This window comes from Streptomyces celluloflavus (assembly GCA_000720995.1).
Classification (GTDB): domain Bacteria; phylum Actinomycetota; class Actinomycetes; order Streptomycetales; family Streptomycetaceae; genus Streptomyces; species Streptomyces celluloflavus.
Window position 1 is genome coordinate 22,960 of record JOEL01000030.1, and the last position, 16,236, is coordinate 39,195.

General features: G+C 72.8%; 13 protein-coding genes. 8 read left to right on the plus strand and 5 right to left on the minus strand.

The window, feature by feature from the left end:
• The first annotated feature begins 100 nt into the window (after window positions 1-100).
• Window positions 101-670, plus strand: a complete 570-nt coding sequence (locus tag IH09_RS24000) for a hypothetical protein (protein WP_052859548.1) — start codon at window positions 101-103, stop codon at window positions 668-670.
• Between the two features lie 156 nt (window positions 671-826).
• Here IH09_RS24000 and purH read toward each other — a convergent pair whose 3' ends face one another.
• A complete protein-coding gene (gene purH / locus IH09_RS24005; RefSeq protein ID WP_052859549.1) occupies window positions 827-2,392 on the minus strand; it encodes a bifunctional phosphoribosylaminoimidazolecarboxamide formyltransferase/IMP cyclohydrolase in 1,566 nt (521 codons plus the stop codon).
• Complete coding sequence (purN, locus tag IH09_RS24010; RefSeq protein WP_052859550.1) at window positions 2,389-3,045, minus strand: phosphoribosylglycinamide formyltransferase; 657 nt, start codon at window positions 3,043-3,045, stop codon at window positions 2,389-2,391. Before purN ends, purH begins: the two co-directional genes overlap by 4 nt.
• A 338-nt stretch (window positions 3,046-3,383) precedes the next feature.
• Here purN and IH09_RS24015 point away from each other — a divergent pair, with 338 nt between their 5' ends.
• A complete protein-coding gene (locus IH09_RS24015; RefSeq protein WP_110952545.1) occupies window positions 3,384-4,322 on the plus strand; it encodes a hypothetical protein in 939 nt (312 codons plus the stop codon).
• A gap of 48 nt (window positions 4,323-4,370) precedes the next feature.
• Here the strand turns inward: IH09_RS24015 and IH09_RS39280 are convergent, their stop codons facing one another.
• Window positions 4,371-6,917 (minus strand): cell division protein PerM, encoded by a 2,547-nt coding sequence (locus IH09_RS39280; RefSeq protein ID WP_190233388.1) that lies wholly within the window; start codon window positions 6,915-6,917, stop codon window positions 4,371-4,373.
• A gap of 113 nt (window positions 6,918-7,030) precedes the next feature.
• Between IH09_RS39280 and IH09_RS39285 the strand changes: the two genes are divergently transcribed.
• Entirely contained in the window at window positions 7,031-8,176 is a 1,146-nt protein-coding gene (locus IH09_RS39285) for a SigE family RNA polymerase sigma factor (RefSeq protein WP_052859553.1), read from the plus strand.
• An 87-nt stretch (window positions 8,177-8,263) separates the two neighbouring features.
• On the opposite strand, the gene sucD is transcribed toward IH09_RS39285, so the two are convergent.
• The gene (gene sucD, locus IH09_RS24030) at window positions 8,264-9,148 is read right to left on the minus strand and encodes a succinate--CoA ligase subunit alpha (RefSeq protein ID WP_052859554.1); all 885 of its coding nucleotides are present in this window, start codon (window positions 9,146-9,148) and stop codon (window positions 8,264-8,266) included.
• Between the two features lie 19 nt (window positions 9,149-9,167).
• The gene (gene sucC, locus IH09_RS24035; RefSeq protein WP_052859555.1) at window positions 9,168-10,343 is read right to left on the minus strand and encodes an ADP-forming succinate--CoA ligase subunit beta; all 1,176 of its coding nucleotides are present in this window, start codon (window positions 10,341-10,343) and stop codon (window positions 9,168-9,170) included.
• A 771-nt stretch (window positions 10,344-11,114) separates the two neighbouring features.
• Here sucC and IH09_RS24040 point away from each other — a divergent pair.
• The 5 genes from IH09_RS24040 (at window position 11,115) to IH09_RS37820 (ending at window position 16,226) form a co-directional block, all read left to right on the plus strand.
• The gene (locus IH09_RS24040; RefSeq protein ID WP_052859556.1) at window positions 11,115-12,962 is read left to right on the plus strand and encodes a phage tail sheath family protein; all 1,848 of its coding nucleotides are present in this window, start codon (window positions 11,115-11,117) and stop codon (window positions 12,960-12,962) included.
• A gap of 89 nt (window positions 12,963-13,051) precedes the next feature.
• On the plus strand, window positions 13,052-13,576 hold the full coding sequence (locus IH09_RS24045) for a phage tail protein (RefSeq protein WP_052859557.1): 525 nt from the start codon (window positions 13,052-13,054) through the stop codon (window positions 13,574-13,576).
• A 44-nt stretch (window positions 13,577-13,620) separates the two neighbouring features.
• Entirely contained in the window at window positions 13,621-14,394 is a 774-nt protein-coding gene (locus IH09_RS24050; protein ID WP_052859558.1) for a T4 family baseplate hub assembly chaperone, read from the plus strand.
• Window positions 14,387-15,139 (plus strand): hypothetical protein, encoded by a 753-nt coding sequence (locus tag IH09_RS24055; RefSeq protein ID WP_052859559.1) that lies wholly within the window; start codon window positions 14,387-14,389, stop codon window positions 15,137-15,139. The genes IH09_RS24050 and IH09_RS24055 overlap by 8 nt, the downstream gene beginning before the upstream one ends.
• Before the next feature lie 4 nt (window positions 15,140-15,143).
• Window positions 15,144-16,226 carry a DUF4255 domain-containing protein gene (locus IH09_RS37820; RefSeq protein WP_110952546.1) on the plus strand — a complete coding sequence of 361 codons (1,083 nt, stop codon included), beginning with the start codon at window positions 15,144-15,146 and terminating at the stop codon, window positions 16,224-16,226.
• Window positions 16,227-16,236: the final 10 nt, after the last annotated feature.

Consider the following 16,236-nt stretch of genomic DNA (forward strand, 5'->3'; position numbering starts at 1 on the left):
CCGATCATGGCGAGACTTGTTCTTACCGTCCCCTTACTTCGCTGATATCGGCGCAAGCCACTCCGCGCCGGCCGCTCGACATGCCCGAAGGACACCGCTCGTGAGCTACCCGAACCAGAACCCCTACGGTCCGCCGCAGGGCCAGCAGCCGCAGGGCCAGCAGCCCGGATACGGATATCCGCAGCAGCAGCCCGCGCCGTACGGCCCCTACCCGGGCGGCGGGATGCCCCAGATGCCGTACCCCACCGAGATGCCGGGCGGGGTGAAGGCCGCCCGCGTGATGCTGTTCGTCCTCACCGGCCTGAACCTGATCGGCCTCGTCATCGCCGTCATCGGGCTGAGCGGCATCAGCAAGGCGTCGCGCAACCTCTCGTCGTACGGCGCCGACACCACCGACACCTCGGATGCGCTGAGCCTCGGCAAGGGCATGCTGATCGCGGCCATCGTGCTCATCGTGATCTTCTCGGTGGCCGCGATCACGCTCGGCCTCCAGTTCGCCAACGGGAGCAGCGGCGTCCGCATCGCCACCATCGTCTTCGGCGTCGCCAACACCCTGGCGAGCTTCCTCTTGTTCCCCATCGGCCTGATCCACACCGCGCTCGGCATTCTGGTCATCGTCTTCGTGTCCAAGGACGACGGCAACGCCTGGTTCAGCCGGCCGCGTTACTGACCACCCCCGCACCACGGCAGCCGGCCCGTCCGGCGGAAGGCCCCCACCGCCGCCCGGCGGACCGGGGGCCTTCGCCGTACCGGCGGAAGGTGACGGGGGAGGACATGCGGGCGGGGGAGGGACGGCCGGTGCCGTCCCTCCCCCGCCCGGCATTGCTCAGTGGAAGAAGTGCCGCGTCCCCGTGAAGTACATCGTCACGCCCGCCTTCCGCGCGGCCTCGACGACGAGTTCGTCGCGGACCGAACCGCCGGGCTGGGCCACGGCCTTGACGCCGGCTTCGGCGAGGACCTCGAAGCCGTCGGGGAAGGGGAAGAACGCGTCGGAGGAGGCGTACGCGCCGCGCGCGCGGTCCGCACCGGCGCGCTGGACGGCCAGCTTCGCCGAGTCGACGCGGTTGACCTGGCCCATACCGACGCCGACCGTGGCGCCGTCCTTGGCCAGCAGGATCGCGTTGGACTTCACCGCGCGGCCCGCCCGCCAGGCGAAGGACAGCTCGGCCAGCTCCTCGGCGGAGAGCGCCTCACCGGCGGCCAGCGTCCAGGTCGACGGGTCGTCACCGGGCGCCTGGAGCCGGTCGGCGACCTGGAGGAGCGCCCCGCCGTCGATGGCCTTGACCTCGACGGCGGCCGACGGTGCGGCCGGGCAGCGCAGCACCCGGATGTTCTTCTTGCGGGCGAGCACCTCGACCGCGCCGTCCTCGTAGCCGGGCGCGACGATGACCTCGGTGAAGATCTCCGCGACCTGCTCGGCCATGGCCAGCGAGACCGGGCGGTTGACGGCGATCACGCCGCCGAACGCGGACAGCGGGTCGCAGGCGTGCGCCTTGCGGTGCGCCTCGGCGACGTCCGCGGCGACCGCGATACCGCAGGGGTTGGCGTGCTTGATGATCGCGACGCAGGGTTCGGCGTGGTCGAAGGCGGCGCGGCGGGCGGCGTCGGTGTCCGTGTAGTTGTTGTAGGACATCTCCTTGCCGTGCAGCTGCTCGGCGTCGGCGAGCCCGCCGGTGCCGTCGACGTACAGCGCGGCGCCCTGGTGCGGGTTCTCGCCGTAGCGCAGGACGTTCTTGCGCTCGTAGGCGGCGCCGAGGAACTCGGGGAAGCCCGAGTCGTCGGAGCCGGCGTAGCCGTCCGCGAACCAGGAGGCGACCGCGACGTCGTACGCGGCGGTGTGCGCGAACGCCTCGGCGGCCAGCCGCTTGCGGGCGGCGAGGTCGAAGCCGCCGTCGGCGAGCGCCTTGAGCACGTCGTCGTAGCGGGCGGGGTTGACGACGACGGAGACCGACGGGTGGTTCTTGGCGGCGGCGCGGACCATCGAGGGGCCGCCGATGTCGATCTGCTCCACGCACTCGTCGGGGGTGGCGCCGGAGGCGACGGTCTCCCGGAACGGGTAGAGGTTGACGATCACCAGGTCGAACGGCTCGACGCCGAGGTCGGCCAGCTGGCGCTGGTGGTCGGGCAGCCGCAGATCGGCGAGGATGCCGGCGTGGACCTTGGGGTGCAGGGTCTTGACCCGGCCGTCGAGGCACTCCGGGAAGCCGGTGACCTCCTCGACCCTGGTGACCGGCACCCCGGCGGCGGCGATCTTCGCGGCCGTCGAGCCCGTCGAGACGAGCTGGACGCCCGCCGCGTGCAGCCCCCGTGCCAGCTCCTCCAGACCGGACTTGTCATAGACGCTGACCAGCGCGCGGCGGATGGGCCGCTTCGTACCTTCGGTGGCGGTCACGAGATACGTACCTTTCGTCCCTCAATGCGGTAGCCGTGCCGGGCCAGACGCCCCACGACCTCGACGAGCAGCGTTCGCTCGACTTCCTTGATGCGCTCATGCAGCGCGGATTCGTCGTCCTCGTCCCGGATCTCGACCACCCCCTGGGCGATGATCGGGCCGGTGTCGACGCCGTCGTCGACGAAGTGGACGGTGCACCCGGTGACCTTCGCGCCGTACGCGAGCGCGTCGCGCACGCCGTGGGCACCGGGAAAACTCGGCAGCAGCGCCGGGTGGGTGTTGACGGTGCGACCGCCGAAGCGGGCGAGGAACTCCGCGCCCACGATCTTCATGAAACCGGCCGAGATCACCAGGTCGGGCGCGTACCGGGCGGTCGCCTCGGCGAGCGCCCGGTCCCAGGCGGCACGGTCGGCGTAGTCCTTGACCCGGCAGACGAACGTCGGCAGCCCGGCCCGTTCGGCGCGCTCCAGCCCCGCGATACCGGCGCGGTCGGCGCCCACGGCCACGATCTCGGCCCCGTAGCCCGCCGCCCCTTCGTCGGCGATGGCGTCGAGCAGCGCCTGAAGGTTCGTCCCGGAACCGGAGACGAGCACGACGAGCCGGGCCGGGGAGGCGGGAGAGTCCGGGTGGGGCGGGGGGGAAGCGGGAGCCACGATGGGGGTCTTTCTCGCGCGGTGCTGCTGCCTTGCGGATGACTGCGGTTGCGGATGGAGCTCTTGCGGACGGTCACTGCCGGATGCTGCCCTGCGGATGACCTGCGCCCGCCCGGGAGATTTGTACGGTCGTACGAAGCCATGGGTCGCGTGAATACGGGGAACCCTACGAAGGCGCCGACCGTCAGCAACGATACCGGCACTCCGGACGGCCCCCACGGGACGGGGGCGGGCGCGGGAGGTAGCGTCGGGCGTGAGAACGCATGCAGTTCGTGGTAATCGTCCGCCCGGCCCACCCGCCGGACGGTCGGCCAAGACAAGGGGAAGACACACTCCAGATGCCGGACCGACGCCGCCGCGCGGCCCTCCTCCTCCCTCCCCCGGCTACCGCTGGGAGGTACCCCCAGCCCGCCATCGCGCCCGGGGTGGTTCTGCTGCCACGTGAGCGCAAGTCGTCGTCCTCCCCGGACTCACCCGCCCCGGACACCACCGGCGCCCCGGATGCCTCCACGCGCCCCGCCCCCTCCGCTCCCGACCAGGACAACCCCTTCGCCGCACCGCCGGCCGGCACCCCCGACCAGGAATGGCGGCCGCGCCGCGCCGCCTCGCACGGCAAGGACGGCGACGGCGACGGCGACCAGGAGAAGCCGCCGTCGGACGAACCGACCCCGACCTGGGGCAGCCAGTGGAGCAGCCGGCAGCCGGGCCGGCAGGGCGGCGGATTCGGGTCCCGGCCCGGTTCCCGCAACGGACCGCAGGGCGGCGGTCAGGGCGGCCCCGGACAGGGCGGGCCCGGCGGCGGTCTGCGCTGGGATCCCACCGACCCGTCCCAGCGCCGCGCGCGCTACGCCCTGCTCGCCGGTATGTGGGCGTTCTTCTTCGTGCTCTTCAGCCTGCCGGAGGTGTCCCTGCTGCTCGGCGCGCTGGCGATCTACTGGGGCATCAGCTCCCTGCGTGCCAAGCCGAACCCCGAGAAGTCGGCCGCGGCGGCGACCACCGCCGCGATGGAGGGCCACCCCGCGCCCACGGCCGCCCCGGGGCAGCCCGGCGGCGCGCCGTCCGCACCGGCCTCCTCCCGGCCGCAGCGGACCGCGGCCATCGCCGGTCTGGTGGTCGCCTCGGTGGCGCTGGTGATGGTGGCCGCGACCTTCACCGTCCAGCTGGTCTACCGCGACTACTTCACCTGCGTGCACGACTCCCTGACCCAGTCGGCGAGCAAGTCCTGCGAGAACCTCCTCCCCAAGGAGCTGCGCCCGCTGCTGACCCCACAGCAGTAGACCGGGGGCCGGTCGGCTTCGGCCTCGGTTTCAGCTTCGGCCTCGGCTTCAGGGAGCGTCGGCCGGGGGTTCACCGGTCGCGCCCGAGGGCCGGACCTGGGGCGGGGGCTTGGGTACGGATTCGGGCGGGGCCGCGGGGGGCGTCGTGCCGGACGGTGGGGCGGTGGCCGGTGATGCGGTGGCCGGTGGGGCGGTGGCGGCTGCGCGGCGACGGAATGCGGGGCGGACCGGTCGCCAGGTACGAGGGTCGCGGAGGCGGCCGGGCCGGTGGTCGGTGCCGGTCGCGGCCGGGGGCTCGTTCGTTTTGCGTTTCGCCCCCTCGGGCTCGGCCTTCTTGCGCTTCGCCCCCTCGGGCGTGGTCTTCTTGCGCTTCTTATCCGCGGGCTCGGCCTTCTTGGTTACGAGATTCTTGGCCGTGCCCTTCTTGGCCGCGGCGGCCGTCTTCACTGCGGCCGTCTTCGCTGCGGCCTTCTTGATCACTCCCTTCTTGATCACTCCCTTCTTGACCGCACTCTTCTTGACCGCGCCCTTCTTGGTCTCGGCTTCCGTGGCCTTGGCCTTCGGGTCCTTGGCTTCCGAGGCCGCGCCCTTCTTGGGGCCGGTGGACGGGGCGGGGATCAGCGGGACGGACGGTACGGCCGGTACGGCCCGCGCGGTCGCGGCGACGGGTACCGGCGGAACGGCCACGGCGGCGGGTACGGCACGCGCGGTCGCGGCGGCAGGTACGGGCTGAACGGTCGCGGCGGCAGGTACGGCCCGCGCGATCACAGCGGCAGGTACGGGCTGAACGGTCGCCGCGCCGGACACCGCCTCGGCGGCCGGCTTCCGGTGGCGCCGCCGGAACGGGACCAGGGACCGGGAGAGGCGCCGGAACCGGCCCGCCGCCTTCCGGACTCCGGCGGCCCGCACCGCACCCCCAGCCTTCCCAACTGCCTTGGCCCGCACCGCACCCCCGGCCTTCCCGACCGCCTTGGCCCGCTCAACCACCTTGGCCCGCTTGGCCCGCACGCCCTCCTTGGCCCCCGCACTCCCCTTGGCCTTCCCAGCCCTCCCGGCCTTCCGGTTCTTCCCGCTCCCCCCAGCCTCCCCGGCCTCTTTGGCCTCCCCGGCCCGCCCGCCTTTCCCAGCCCGCCCGGCCTTCCCGTCCCCATGCCCGTCCACGTCCCCATCCCCGCCCCCATCGGCCACCCCGTCCGCCGAGCGCAGGCCGGACGCGCGGAGCACCAGGGCGCCCGGGATGCCGATCAGCGCCGTCCAGGCTGCCGCCGCGAGGCCCGTGAACCACCAGTCCGGGCCGAAGCCGGCGAGCGCCCGGGTACCCAGCGCCCCGCCGGACACCGCCGCGAGCACCGCCATCGCCACTCCGCAGCCGGCGGCCCCGGCCGCCGCCGCGGCCGCGGTCGTCCACCACCCCCATGGCCGGTACGCGCCGCCCGGCCCGGCACCGGCACCGCCCGCCGCACCGGACCCGTCCCCCGCGGCAGGCCCGGTCCGGGCGTCCGGTCCGGGCGCGGTGCCGACCCCCGATGCGGAATGTGCCACCCGCCGGGCGAGCAGCACCCCCGCGGCCATCGGCACCACGGCGACCGCCCAGGTCAGCGGGCGGCCCGCGCCCGCGTCCGGCAGCGCGCCGAGCAGCGGGAAGTACGGCAGCCGCGGATGGCCGGCCGTGCCCAGCGGCCCGACCAGGCTGCCCGCGCCGACCGTGAAGCCCGGCCCCAGCCCGTAGGCGGCGCCCCAGACGGCCGCGTTCGGGAACAGCGCGAGGCAGAGCAGCAGCACCGTGCAGCGTCCCGCCCAGTCCGTCGCCAGCCGCAGCAGGCCGTGGCGGACCTCGCCCGCGTGCAGGCCGAGGGAGAGGAGGGTGAGCAGCGCACCGGCGATCAGCAGGGCGGCGGTGGCGGCGGTGGCGGCCCGGCACGCGGTGGCGAGCCAGGGGGCCGCGACGACGGCCCGTACACCGTTGCGCAGGCCGGCCGGGATACGCCGTACCGCGAGGATCCGCAGGCCGACCCCGGTACCCCCCAGGACGTGCCAGGCGGTGCCGGCGAAGGTGACGAGCGCGGTGCCCGGTACGCACAGCAGGGCGCTGAGCGGTACGACGCGCAGCGGGCCGGTCGAGGCGTAGAGCACCGCACCGGCCGCGACCAGCAGATAGCCGGCCAGCAGCCCGCCGAGCCGGGCGAGCGCACCGGTCCGCCCGGCCGCCGCGTCGGTGCGGTCCTCGTCCGCCGTCGCCAGGGTGTGGCGGGCCGCCCGGTGCAGCAGCCAGACCGGCAGCACGGTCAGCAGCAGCGGGGTCAGCGCGACCGGGACGGCCGGGCCGGCGTGCGTTCCGGGCCGTACGAGGTCGCCGCCGTGGGCGAGCAGCCACAGGTCGGCGGCGATGTGCAGCGCGGCGGAGGGGTCGCCGTCGGGGTAGGGCGCCACGATCCAGACCAGCAGTACGGCGACGGCGAGCGCGCCCAGCCCGAGGCCGGCCGCCAGCACGCCGCCGATGAGGGCGGCGCCGATGGCGGAGGAGCGCTGCGCGGCGGTTCGGCCCTGCGAGGAAAGCGTCGGGCCACGATCGGTCAACGGACTCACATCGCTCACGGCGCCATGCTGCCAACAACACCCGTTTCCACCATGCAGTGAGCGATTGACCGACGTGTCGCGCAATATATGTTTATGCGCATTTTGTCGGACGTCTGAGTGGAGCGGGAGGCATGACTCAGCGCAAGCAGCGGACCCAGCAGCGGTCGCGACAGGCCCAACAGGCCCGCCAGTCGCCACCGCACACCGCTGCACGCCCGACCCCGGAACGGCACCCGGCCGACAACAGCGAGCGGTGGGAGCGGAAAGAGAAGAAAGAAAAGAAGGAGAAGAGGGGGAAGGAGCCAGGGCGCAGGACCGCCGCGGCCGCCGGGACCCGTGCGAAGCGGCGGCGGCGACCGGAGCCGGCGGCGGCACCGTCGCCCGCCGCCGCTCCCCCCGTCCCCGACCCGGCCGGCGCCGCGTTCGACGCCCTCTACACCCGGCACGCCGTCACGCTGATACGGCAGGTGTATCTGCTCACCGGGCGGCCCCGGTTCGCGCGGGAGGCGGTCGAGTGGGCGTTCCGGCTGGCGTGGCAGCGGTGGCCGGAGGTGGCGGTGGACCCGGACCCGGCGGGGTGGGTGCGGGTGGCGGCGTACGACTACGCGCTGTCGCCGTGGCACCGGCTGCGCCCCGGGCACCGGGTCCCCGAGAAGCCGGTGCGCGAGGCGCCCGAACCGCCGCCCGCCCGGCCCGAGGACCGCGCGCTGCTGAACGCGCTGCTGCGGCTGCCCGCCCCGTACCGCCGCGCGCTGGTGCTGCACGACGGCGTGGGGCTCGGGCTGTACGAGATGGCGGCCGAGGTCGAGGCGAGTACGCCCGCGGCGGCCGGGCGGCTGACCCATGCGCGCACCTGGGTCGCGCTGCGGCGGCCGGAACTGGAGCTCTACGAGCTGCCGCCGGTGCGGCAGGGCGAGATCCTGCACACCCGGTTCACCCAGCTGGCCGTCGCACAGCAGGTGACGCCGGCGGCCCCGCGGACGGTACGGGCCGACAGCGAGCGCGGCACCCGGCGCGTCACCCGTGGCGCGTTCGGGGTGACCGGGCTGCTCGCGGCCGTGACCGGGCTGGTGCTGATCATCGCGCCGGACGGTTACACCCCGCCGCCCGAGGTGCCCGTCGCGACCCTGCCCTCCGCCGTGCCGGACGCGGACGCCACCCCCGGCGAATGGACCGGCGACGACGGCGAGCCGCGGCCGGGCGGACCGGGTTCCCCGGAGGAGGCGGTGGTCCAGAACCTGCCGCCGGGCGCCCGCCTCATCCCGGAGTTCCGGTAGGCAAAACGGCCGCGGGCCCGTACCCCTGGGGGGTACGGGCCCGCGGCCGTGAGCGCCGGACGGATCCGGCGGCGCCGGGAGGGCACGTCAGCCGACGAGGATCTCGCGCGCCAGGCGGGCGGTCTCCGACGGGGTCTTGCCGACCTTGACGCCGGCGGCCTCCAGGGCCTCCTTCTTCGCCTGGGCGGTGCCGGAGGAGCCGGAGACGATGGCGCCGGCGTGGCCCATGGTCTTGCCCTCGGGCGCGGTGAAGCCCGCGACGTAGCCGACGACCGGCTTGGTGACGTTGGCCTTGATGAAGTCGGCCGCGCGCTCCTCGGCGTCGCCGCCGATCTCGCCGATCATCACGATCAGGTCGGTGTCGGGGTCGGCCTCGAACGCCTTGAGGGCGTCGATGTGCGTGGTGCCGATGACCGGGTCGCCACCGATACCGACGGCGGACGAGAAGCCGATGTCACGCAGCTCGTACATCATCTGGTAGGTCAGCGTGCCGGACTTGGACACGAGACCGATGCGGCCGGGCTTGGTGATGTCGCCCGGGATGATGCCGGCGTTGGACTGGCCGGGGGTGATCAGACCGGGGCAGTTCGGGCCGATGATCCGGGTCTTGTTGCCCTTGGCGCCGGCGTACGCCCAGAAGGCGGCGGAGTCGTGCACCGCGATGCCCTCGGTGATGACGACGGCCAGCGGGATCTCGGCGTCGATGGCCTCGACGACGGCGGCCTTGGCGAAGGCCGGCGGCACGAAGAGGACGGACACATCGGCGCCCGTCTTCTCCATCGCTTCCTTGACGCTGCCGAAGACGGGTACCTCGGTGCCGTCGAAGTCGACGGAGGTGCCGGCCTTGCGCGGGTTCACGCCGCCGACGATGTTGGTGCCGTCACCGAGCATCAGCTTGGTGTGCTTCATGCCGGTGGCACCGGTCATCCCCTGGACGATGACCTTGCTGTCCTTGGTGAGGAAGATAGCCATGGTGTGGAGTCCTGGTCCCTTACTTCGCAGCCGCGAGCTCGGCGGCCTTGTCGGCCGCGCCGTCCATGGTGTCCACGCGCTGCACGAGCGGGTGGTTGGCGTCGGACAGGATCTTGCGACCCAGCTCCGCGTTGTTGCCGTCGAGGCGCACGACCAGCGGCTTGCTGACGTCCTCGCCCTTGGACTTGAGCAGCTCCAGGGCCTGGACGATGCCGTTGGCGACCTCGTCACAGGCGGTGATGCCACCGAAGACGTTGACGAAGACGGACTTGACGTCCGGGTCGCCGAGGATGATCTCCAGGCCGTTCGCCATGACCTCGGCGGAGGCGCCGCCACCGATGTCGAGGAAGTTGGCGGGCTTGACGTTGCCGTGGTTCTCACCGGCGTACGCGACGACGTCCAGGGTGCTCATGACGAGCCCGGCGCCGTTGCCGATGATGCCGACCTCGCCGTCGAGCTTGACGTAGTTGAGGCCCTTGGCCTTGGCCGCGGCTTCGAGCGGGTTGGCCGCCGCCTTGTCCTCCAGCGCGTCGTGCTCGGGCTGGCGGAAGTCGGCGTTCTCGTCGAGGGAGACCTTGCCGTCCAGCGCGATGATCTTGCCGTCGCCGGACTTGATCAGCGGGTTGACCTCGACGAGGAGGGCGTCCTCCTTGATGAAGACGGTCCACAGCTTCTGGAGGACATCGGCGACCTGGTCGGCGATCTCGGCCGGGAACTTCGCGGCGGCGACGATCTCGGCGGCCTTCTCCGGGGTGCAGCCCTCGTTGGCATCGACCGGGATCTTGGCCAGCGCTTCGGGGTTCTCCTCCGCGACGACCTCGATCTCCACGCCGCCCTCGACGGACGCCATGGCGAGGAAGGTGCGGTTGGTGCGGTCCAGCAGGAAGGAGACGTAGTACTCCTCCGCGATGTCCGCGGTCTGGGCCAGCATCACCTTGTGGACCGTGTGGCCCTTGATGTCCATGCCCAGGATCTGGTCCGCCTTGGCGACCGCGTCGGCCGCGTCGGTGGCCAGCTTCACACCGCCGGCCTTGCCGCGGCCGCCGACCTTGACCTGCGCCTTGACGACGGCCTTGCCGCCCAGCCGCTCGGTCACCTCGCGCGCCGCCTCAGGCGTGTCGATGACTTCACCGGCCAGCACCGGTACACCGTGCTTGGCGAAGAGGTCCCTCGCCTGGTACTCGAACAGGTCCACGCGCGTCCGTCCCTTGTCTACTCTGAATCGCCGTAGTGATCGCGGTTCGTTGTCTGCATGGGCGTGCCGCGAAGGGCAACGTGACGGCGCTGTCACAGGGGAGGCGTACACGGTGACCGGATACGCGGCATGTCCGTCTTGCAGGTTATCGCCGCAGGACCTAGGTCCCTAAATCACAGATCACACTCCAGCGGTGATAACAGTCACAGATCCTTTGGCCGGGCCCCTCCCGGACCTGCCATGGGCCGGTCGCGGACGGGTCCCCGGCCGGCTTTCGATGGCGGCCCGGCCGTACCCGCACCCCCGCCCGCGCCACCCGCGCCGGTGAGCGCCGTACGCCGTCCGCCGTATCCGGTGCGGCAGATCCCGTACGGCTCCCGCGCGGGCTCCCCTATCGCACACCCCCGGTTCCGCTTCGGGTGGCGCGGCGAACCCTTGGAGAAGAACGTGCAACGCACCCTCACAACACCTCCGCACGGGGTGTCCGAATGACTCCTTGACCGCCCAACTCCCCACGGCACAGACTGCGTTGAGAAATTGCGCATCACTTACGCATCAAGAGTCACAAGCTTCGGGCTTGGTCCCGTGCAGACCGGTCGGCAGATCGATCCGCGCCGGATACAGACGGGGGAACTTGATGGGTGCCGGGGGGCGGCGCGGTCGGCAGGGGGTGACCGCGGACTCGTCCGCTCCCACCGCCCTCCCCTTTTCTCGGCCTTTCCCGATTTCTTGGTGTCCGCACACTCGGTGCCTGAAGGGATTGGAGGGGGAATGCCGACACAAACGACCTATCCCGGCGTCTATGTCGAAGAGCTTCCCAGCAGCGTCCACAGCATCACCACCGTCACGACTTCCGTGACCGCCTTCATCGGCCACACCCGGCGCGGCCCGCTCAACCGGCCGGTGCGGGTCACCAGCTTCGCCGAATTCGAGCGCCGCTTCGGCGGGCTGACCGCACGGAGCCCGGTCGGCTACGCCGTCCACCAGTTCTTCGGCAACGGCGGCACCGTCGCGGTGATCGTCCGGGTCACCAAGGCCGGCACCGGCAAGGAAGCCTGCGCCACCCTGGAGTCCACCGAGGGCCACAGCCGGTGCCCGGTGCTGGAGGTGCACGCCAAGGAGCCGGGCAGCTGGGGCTCGGGCCTCCGGCTGGCCGTGGACCACGACACCCCGCACCCCCACGAGACCTTCGACCTCCGGATCCTGGACGCGCACGGCACCGTCCACGAGACGTTCTCCGGCCTGTCCATGGACCCCGGCCACGGCCGGTACGCCGAGACCGTGATCAACGCGGACTCGGCGCTGATCCGCGTCGAGGCCGTCGGCGAGGACCGGCCCGACCCCTCCGGCACGGTCTCGAAGGCGTTCCACCACGAACTCCCGGATCTGAACGTCGAGTTGACCGTGAAGATCGGAGAGGTGGAGCGCGAGTTCACGCTCTACGACCCGGACTGCGACGGCGCGCCGCCCTGCGATGTCGCCGAGCTGGCGCTGCTGCTCGAACACAAGCTGCGCGCGCTGCCCGACGCCCCCGGCAAGCACGCCTTCGCGGGCGCCGAGGTCATCGCCTTCGGGCGCCGTATCCAGGTGGTCGCCGGGTCCACCGACCCCCGCGACGTGGTGCGCTTCCTCGGCGAATGCGCCAACGACCTCGGTCTGGAGGCGTCCGTCAGCCCGCCGGTCTTCCCGCTCCACGGCGGTGCGGACGGCGAACCTCCGGGGCCGCGCGACCTCATCGGCAGCGAGGCCCGCAAGAGCGGCCTCCAGGCGCTGCGCGAGGAGCCCGACGTCAACCTGCTCGCGCTGCCGGAGCTGGCGTCGTACGAGTCCACCGAGGACATGCTCACGGTGCTCTCGGCGGCCGAACGGCTCTGCCGGGAGCGGCGGATCTTCCTGCTCGTCGACGCGCCCGCCGCCTGGGGCGGGGTGGACGCCGCCCGTGCCGGGATCGCCGCGTTCGCGCCGGTCCGCAGCGACCACGCCGGTCTGTACTTCCCGCACCTCCAGCTCACCGACCCGCTCACCGGGCGGCTGCGCTCCTTCCCGCCGTCCGGCGCCGTCGCAGGGGTCATCGCCCGTACGGACGGCGAGCGCGGGGTGTGGAAGGCGCCGGCCGGTACCGCGGCGCGGCTGGCCGGGGTGCACTCGCTCACCGTCAAGCTCACCGACCGGGACAACGGGCTGCTCAACCCGCTCGGCGTGAACTGCCTGCGCACCTTCCCGGTGGCCGGCCCGCTGATCTGGGGCGCGCGCACCCTGGACGGCGCGGACGCGCTGGAGAGCGAGTGGAAGTACCTGCCGGTGCGACGGCTCGCGCTGCATATCGAGGAGAGCCTGCTGCGCGGTCTGCGGTGGGTGGTCTTCGAGCCCAACGACGAGCAGCTGTGGCAGCAGATCCGGCTGAACGTCTCGGGCTATCTGCACTCGCTCTTCGAAAAGGGCGCGTTCCAGGGCGGCACCCCGCGCCAGGCGTACTTCGTCAAATGCGACAAGGACACCACAACCGCCGCGGACATCGAGCGGGGTGTCGTCAATGTCGTGGTCGGCATCGCGCCGGTCCGGCCCGCGGAGTTCGTGATCGTCACGATCCAGCAGCTGGCCGGGCAGTTCGACGGCTAGGGCGGCGGGGCGGCCGGGGCAGCGGCCGGCCGTGCGGACAGAGGACGTGCAGACAGCGAACATGCAGGCAGAGGACGTGAAGGAATCCGATGGCTGAGTTTCAGATCAACGCCCATCGCTTCGACCCGTACAAGAACTTCAAGTTCCTGGTCCTGTGGGACGGTCGTACGGTCGCGGGTATCAGCAAGGTCAGCCCGCTGAAGCGCACCACCGAGGTCGTCAAGCACCGCAACGGCGGCGACCCCAGCTCGCCACGTAAATCACCGGGCCGTTCGGAGTTCGAGGGCATCACCCTGGAGCGCGGGGTCACCCACGACCCGGAGTTCGACCGCTGGGCCAACAAGGTCTGGCAGGTCGGCGCCGGGCTCGGCTCCGAGGTGTCGCTGGCCGACTTCCGCAAGGACCTCGTCATCCAGGTCCTCAACGAGGCCGGGCAGGTCGCCGTCTCGCACAAGATCTACCGGGCCTGGCCGAGCGAGTACCAGGTCCTGGGCGAGCTGGACGCCAACGCCAACGCGGTCGCCATCCAGAGCCTGAAGCTGGAGTGCGAGGGCTGGGAGCGGGACTACGAGGTGCCGGAACCGCAGGAACCGTCGTTCACGAATCCGGCCTGAGCCGGTCCGTACGGCAGGTGAAGTCACGGCACCAGAGGTGAGGAATGACGGTCACCGGGCCCACGGAACTGCTGGCCACCTGGGAGGCCGGGCTGGCCCGGCAGGGCAGCGGCCGGGCCCTGCTGCTGCACCGGGCGGCCCGCCCCGGGGCGGACACCGACGCGCTGCTGTCGGTACCGCTCGGGGAGCGGGCGGCCGATCTCTTCGCGCTGCGCCGGGCGCTGTTCGGCGACCGGATGCAGGTCACGCTCGACTGCGCGGACGCGGAGTGCGGGGCGGCGATGGAGTTCGACCTGGACGCCGGGGAGCTGGGCGCCGTGCGTCCGGTGGTGCCCGAGGGCGGGCTACGGGTGACGGAAGGGGACTGGGTGGTGGAGTTCCGGCTGCCCGGCGCCGCGGATCTCGCGGCCGTCGCCACGGAAGCCACGGCCGTCACGGACGCCACGGACGCCACGGACGCCCGGCGGCTGTTGGCGGCGCGGTGCGTGGTCTCGGCGGTACGGGGCGGCCGGGTGGCGACGGCGGCCGAGGTCCGGCGGCTCCCGGGCCGGGTGCTGAAGCGGTTCGCCGAGGCGGCCGAAGCGGCCGACCCCGGCGCCGAGTTGACGCTGGCCATCGCCTGCCCGGAGTGCGGCGCGGCCACCTCGGCGGAGCTGGACATCGCCGCGTACCTGTGGACCGAACTGGACGCGTGGGCACGCGAGGTGCTCCTGGACGTCCATCTGCTCGCCTCTGCCTACGGCTGGAGCGAGCCCGAGATCCTGGCCCTGAGCCCGCAGCGGCGCCGCTACTACCTGGAGCTGTGCGCGGATGCCTGACGAACCCGACGACTACTTCGGCCGCCTGCTGGCGCGGCACGCCCCGGCGCCCCCGGACGGACTTCCGGGGGCCGCGGGGGGCCGGCGCGCGCTCGTACGGCCACGGCTGCCGGGCCCGTTCGAGCGGGTGACGGCGCTGCCGGGCCCGGCGGTACCACCGGACGGACCGGAGCCGCCGTACCCGGGCGCGGCGGCGCGGACCTCACCGCCCGCCGGTCCACAGGTGCGGTACGAGCGGGAGGTCAGGACGAGCGAGCGGGAGACCGTGCTGCGCGGCGAGGCACCGGCGCGCGACGAACCCGATGTCGTATCGCCTCAACCACCGTACGCAGAAGTGCTGTTGACGCCTGCCGTATTACCGGCGGCCGGGACTCGGCCCGCCGCGCGTGGTGCCGTCCGTCCACCGCTGCGGACGCGGCCCGCCGACGGGGACGGGCCCGCGCCCACGGCGGCGTCCGCGCCTGTCCGGCCCGGCCCGGACGCGGGGCCGCGCGCCGTCACCCCGGCGCTCCGGCCGCGTACGGACGAGGCGCCGGCGGCCCGCGGCGCCGCGCGGGCCACGGCTGCCGGGCGGCGGGGGCAGCGTCCGGCCGAGCGGGTGGTGCACATCCAGATCGGGCGGCTGGAGGTCAGCGCGGCGGGCCCGGAACGGCCCGCGGCGGGCGGGCGGCCGACGCGTACGGAACGCCGGGGGCCGTCGCTGAGCCTCGCGGAGTACCTCTCCCGCGACGAGAAGAGGAACTGACGTCATGAGCAACGCACTCGCCGTCGCGACGGTCACCCAGGCCCTTGCGCTGCTGATCGAGCACAACCTCCACCCCGAGATCGACATGGCCGTCTCGGTGGAGACCCGTAAACCGCCGTCCGATCCGCCGACCGACCCGACGATCACGGTCTTCCTCTACCAGGTCACGCACAACTCCTCGATGGGCAACAGCGATCTGGTCACCCGGGCCTCGGACGGCACCCTGCTGAAGCGGTCCGCGGCGGCGGTCGACCTGAACTTCCTGATCAGCGCGTACGGCGAGGAGACGGAGCTGGTCGGGCAGCGGCTGATCGGCAGCGTGGTCCGCACACTGCACGAGATACCGGTGCTGCCGCAGGACCTGATCGAGGAGGCGGCCCGGCGGCCCTATCTGGCGGGCAGCGATCTCGCCGAGTCGCCCCAGAAGGTGCGCTTCACCCCGACGCAGATGGACGTCGACGAGACCTCGAAGCTCTGGGGGATGCTCAACAACACGCCGTATGCGCTGTCGGTGGTGTACCAGGCGTCGCTGGTGCTGCTCGACGGACACCAGAAGCCGGTGCCGGCCAGGCCGGTACGGCGGCCGGAGGTGACGGTGGTGCCGGAGGTGGCGCCCGTGATTCCTCTGGTGGGGGGTGCGGAGGGCGCGGTGGGCGCGGAGGCGGCGGCGTCGGCGGACGGTTCGGCGGGTGCGGGGGCTTCGGCGGGTACGGACGGGTCGGCGTCGGCGGAGGCTTCGGCAGGTACGGACGCTTCGGCAGGTACGGACGCTTCGGCAGGCGCCGTGAGGAGGGGCGCGAAGCGGACGGTGAAGAAGGTGGCCGCGGGCGGTGAACCGGCCGCGTCCGGCGCCGCGAGCGAAGGTTCCGGCGCCCGCTCCCGCCCGCGTCCCCGTACGCGTACCCGTAAGGCGGTCGGTACCGACGAGGCGGGCGGTTCGCGCGGGTCGGGCGGATCCGACGGTTCGCGGGGGTCGGGCGGTTCGGGCAGTTCGGCCGGTTCGCGGGGATCCGACAGTTCGCGGGGGTCTGGCAGTTCGGGCGGTTCGGCCGGTTCGAGCCGTACCGACGACGGCAAGGAGCGCTGAGGCCCGGTGC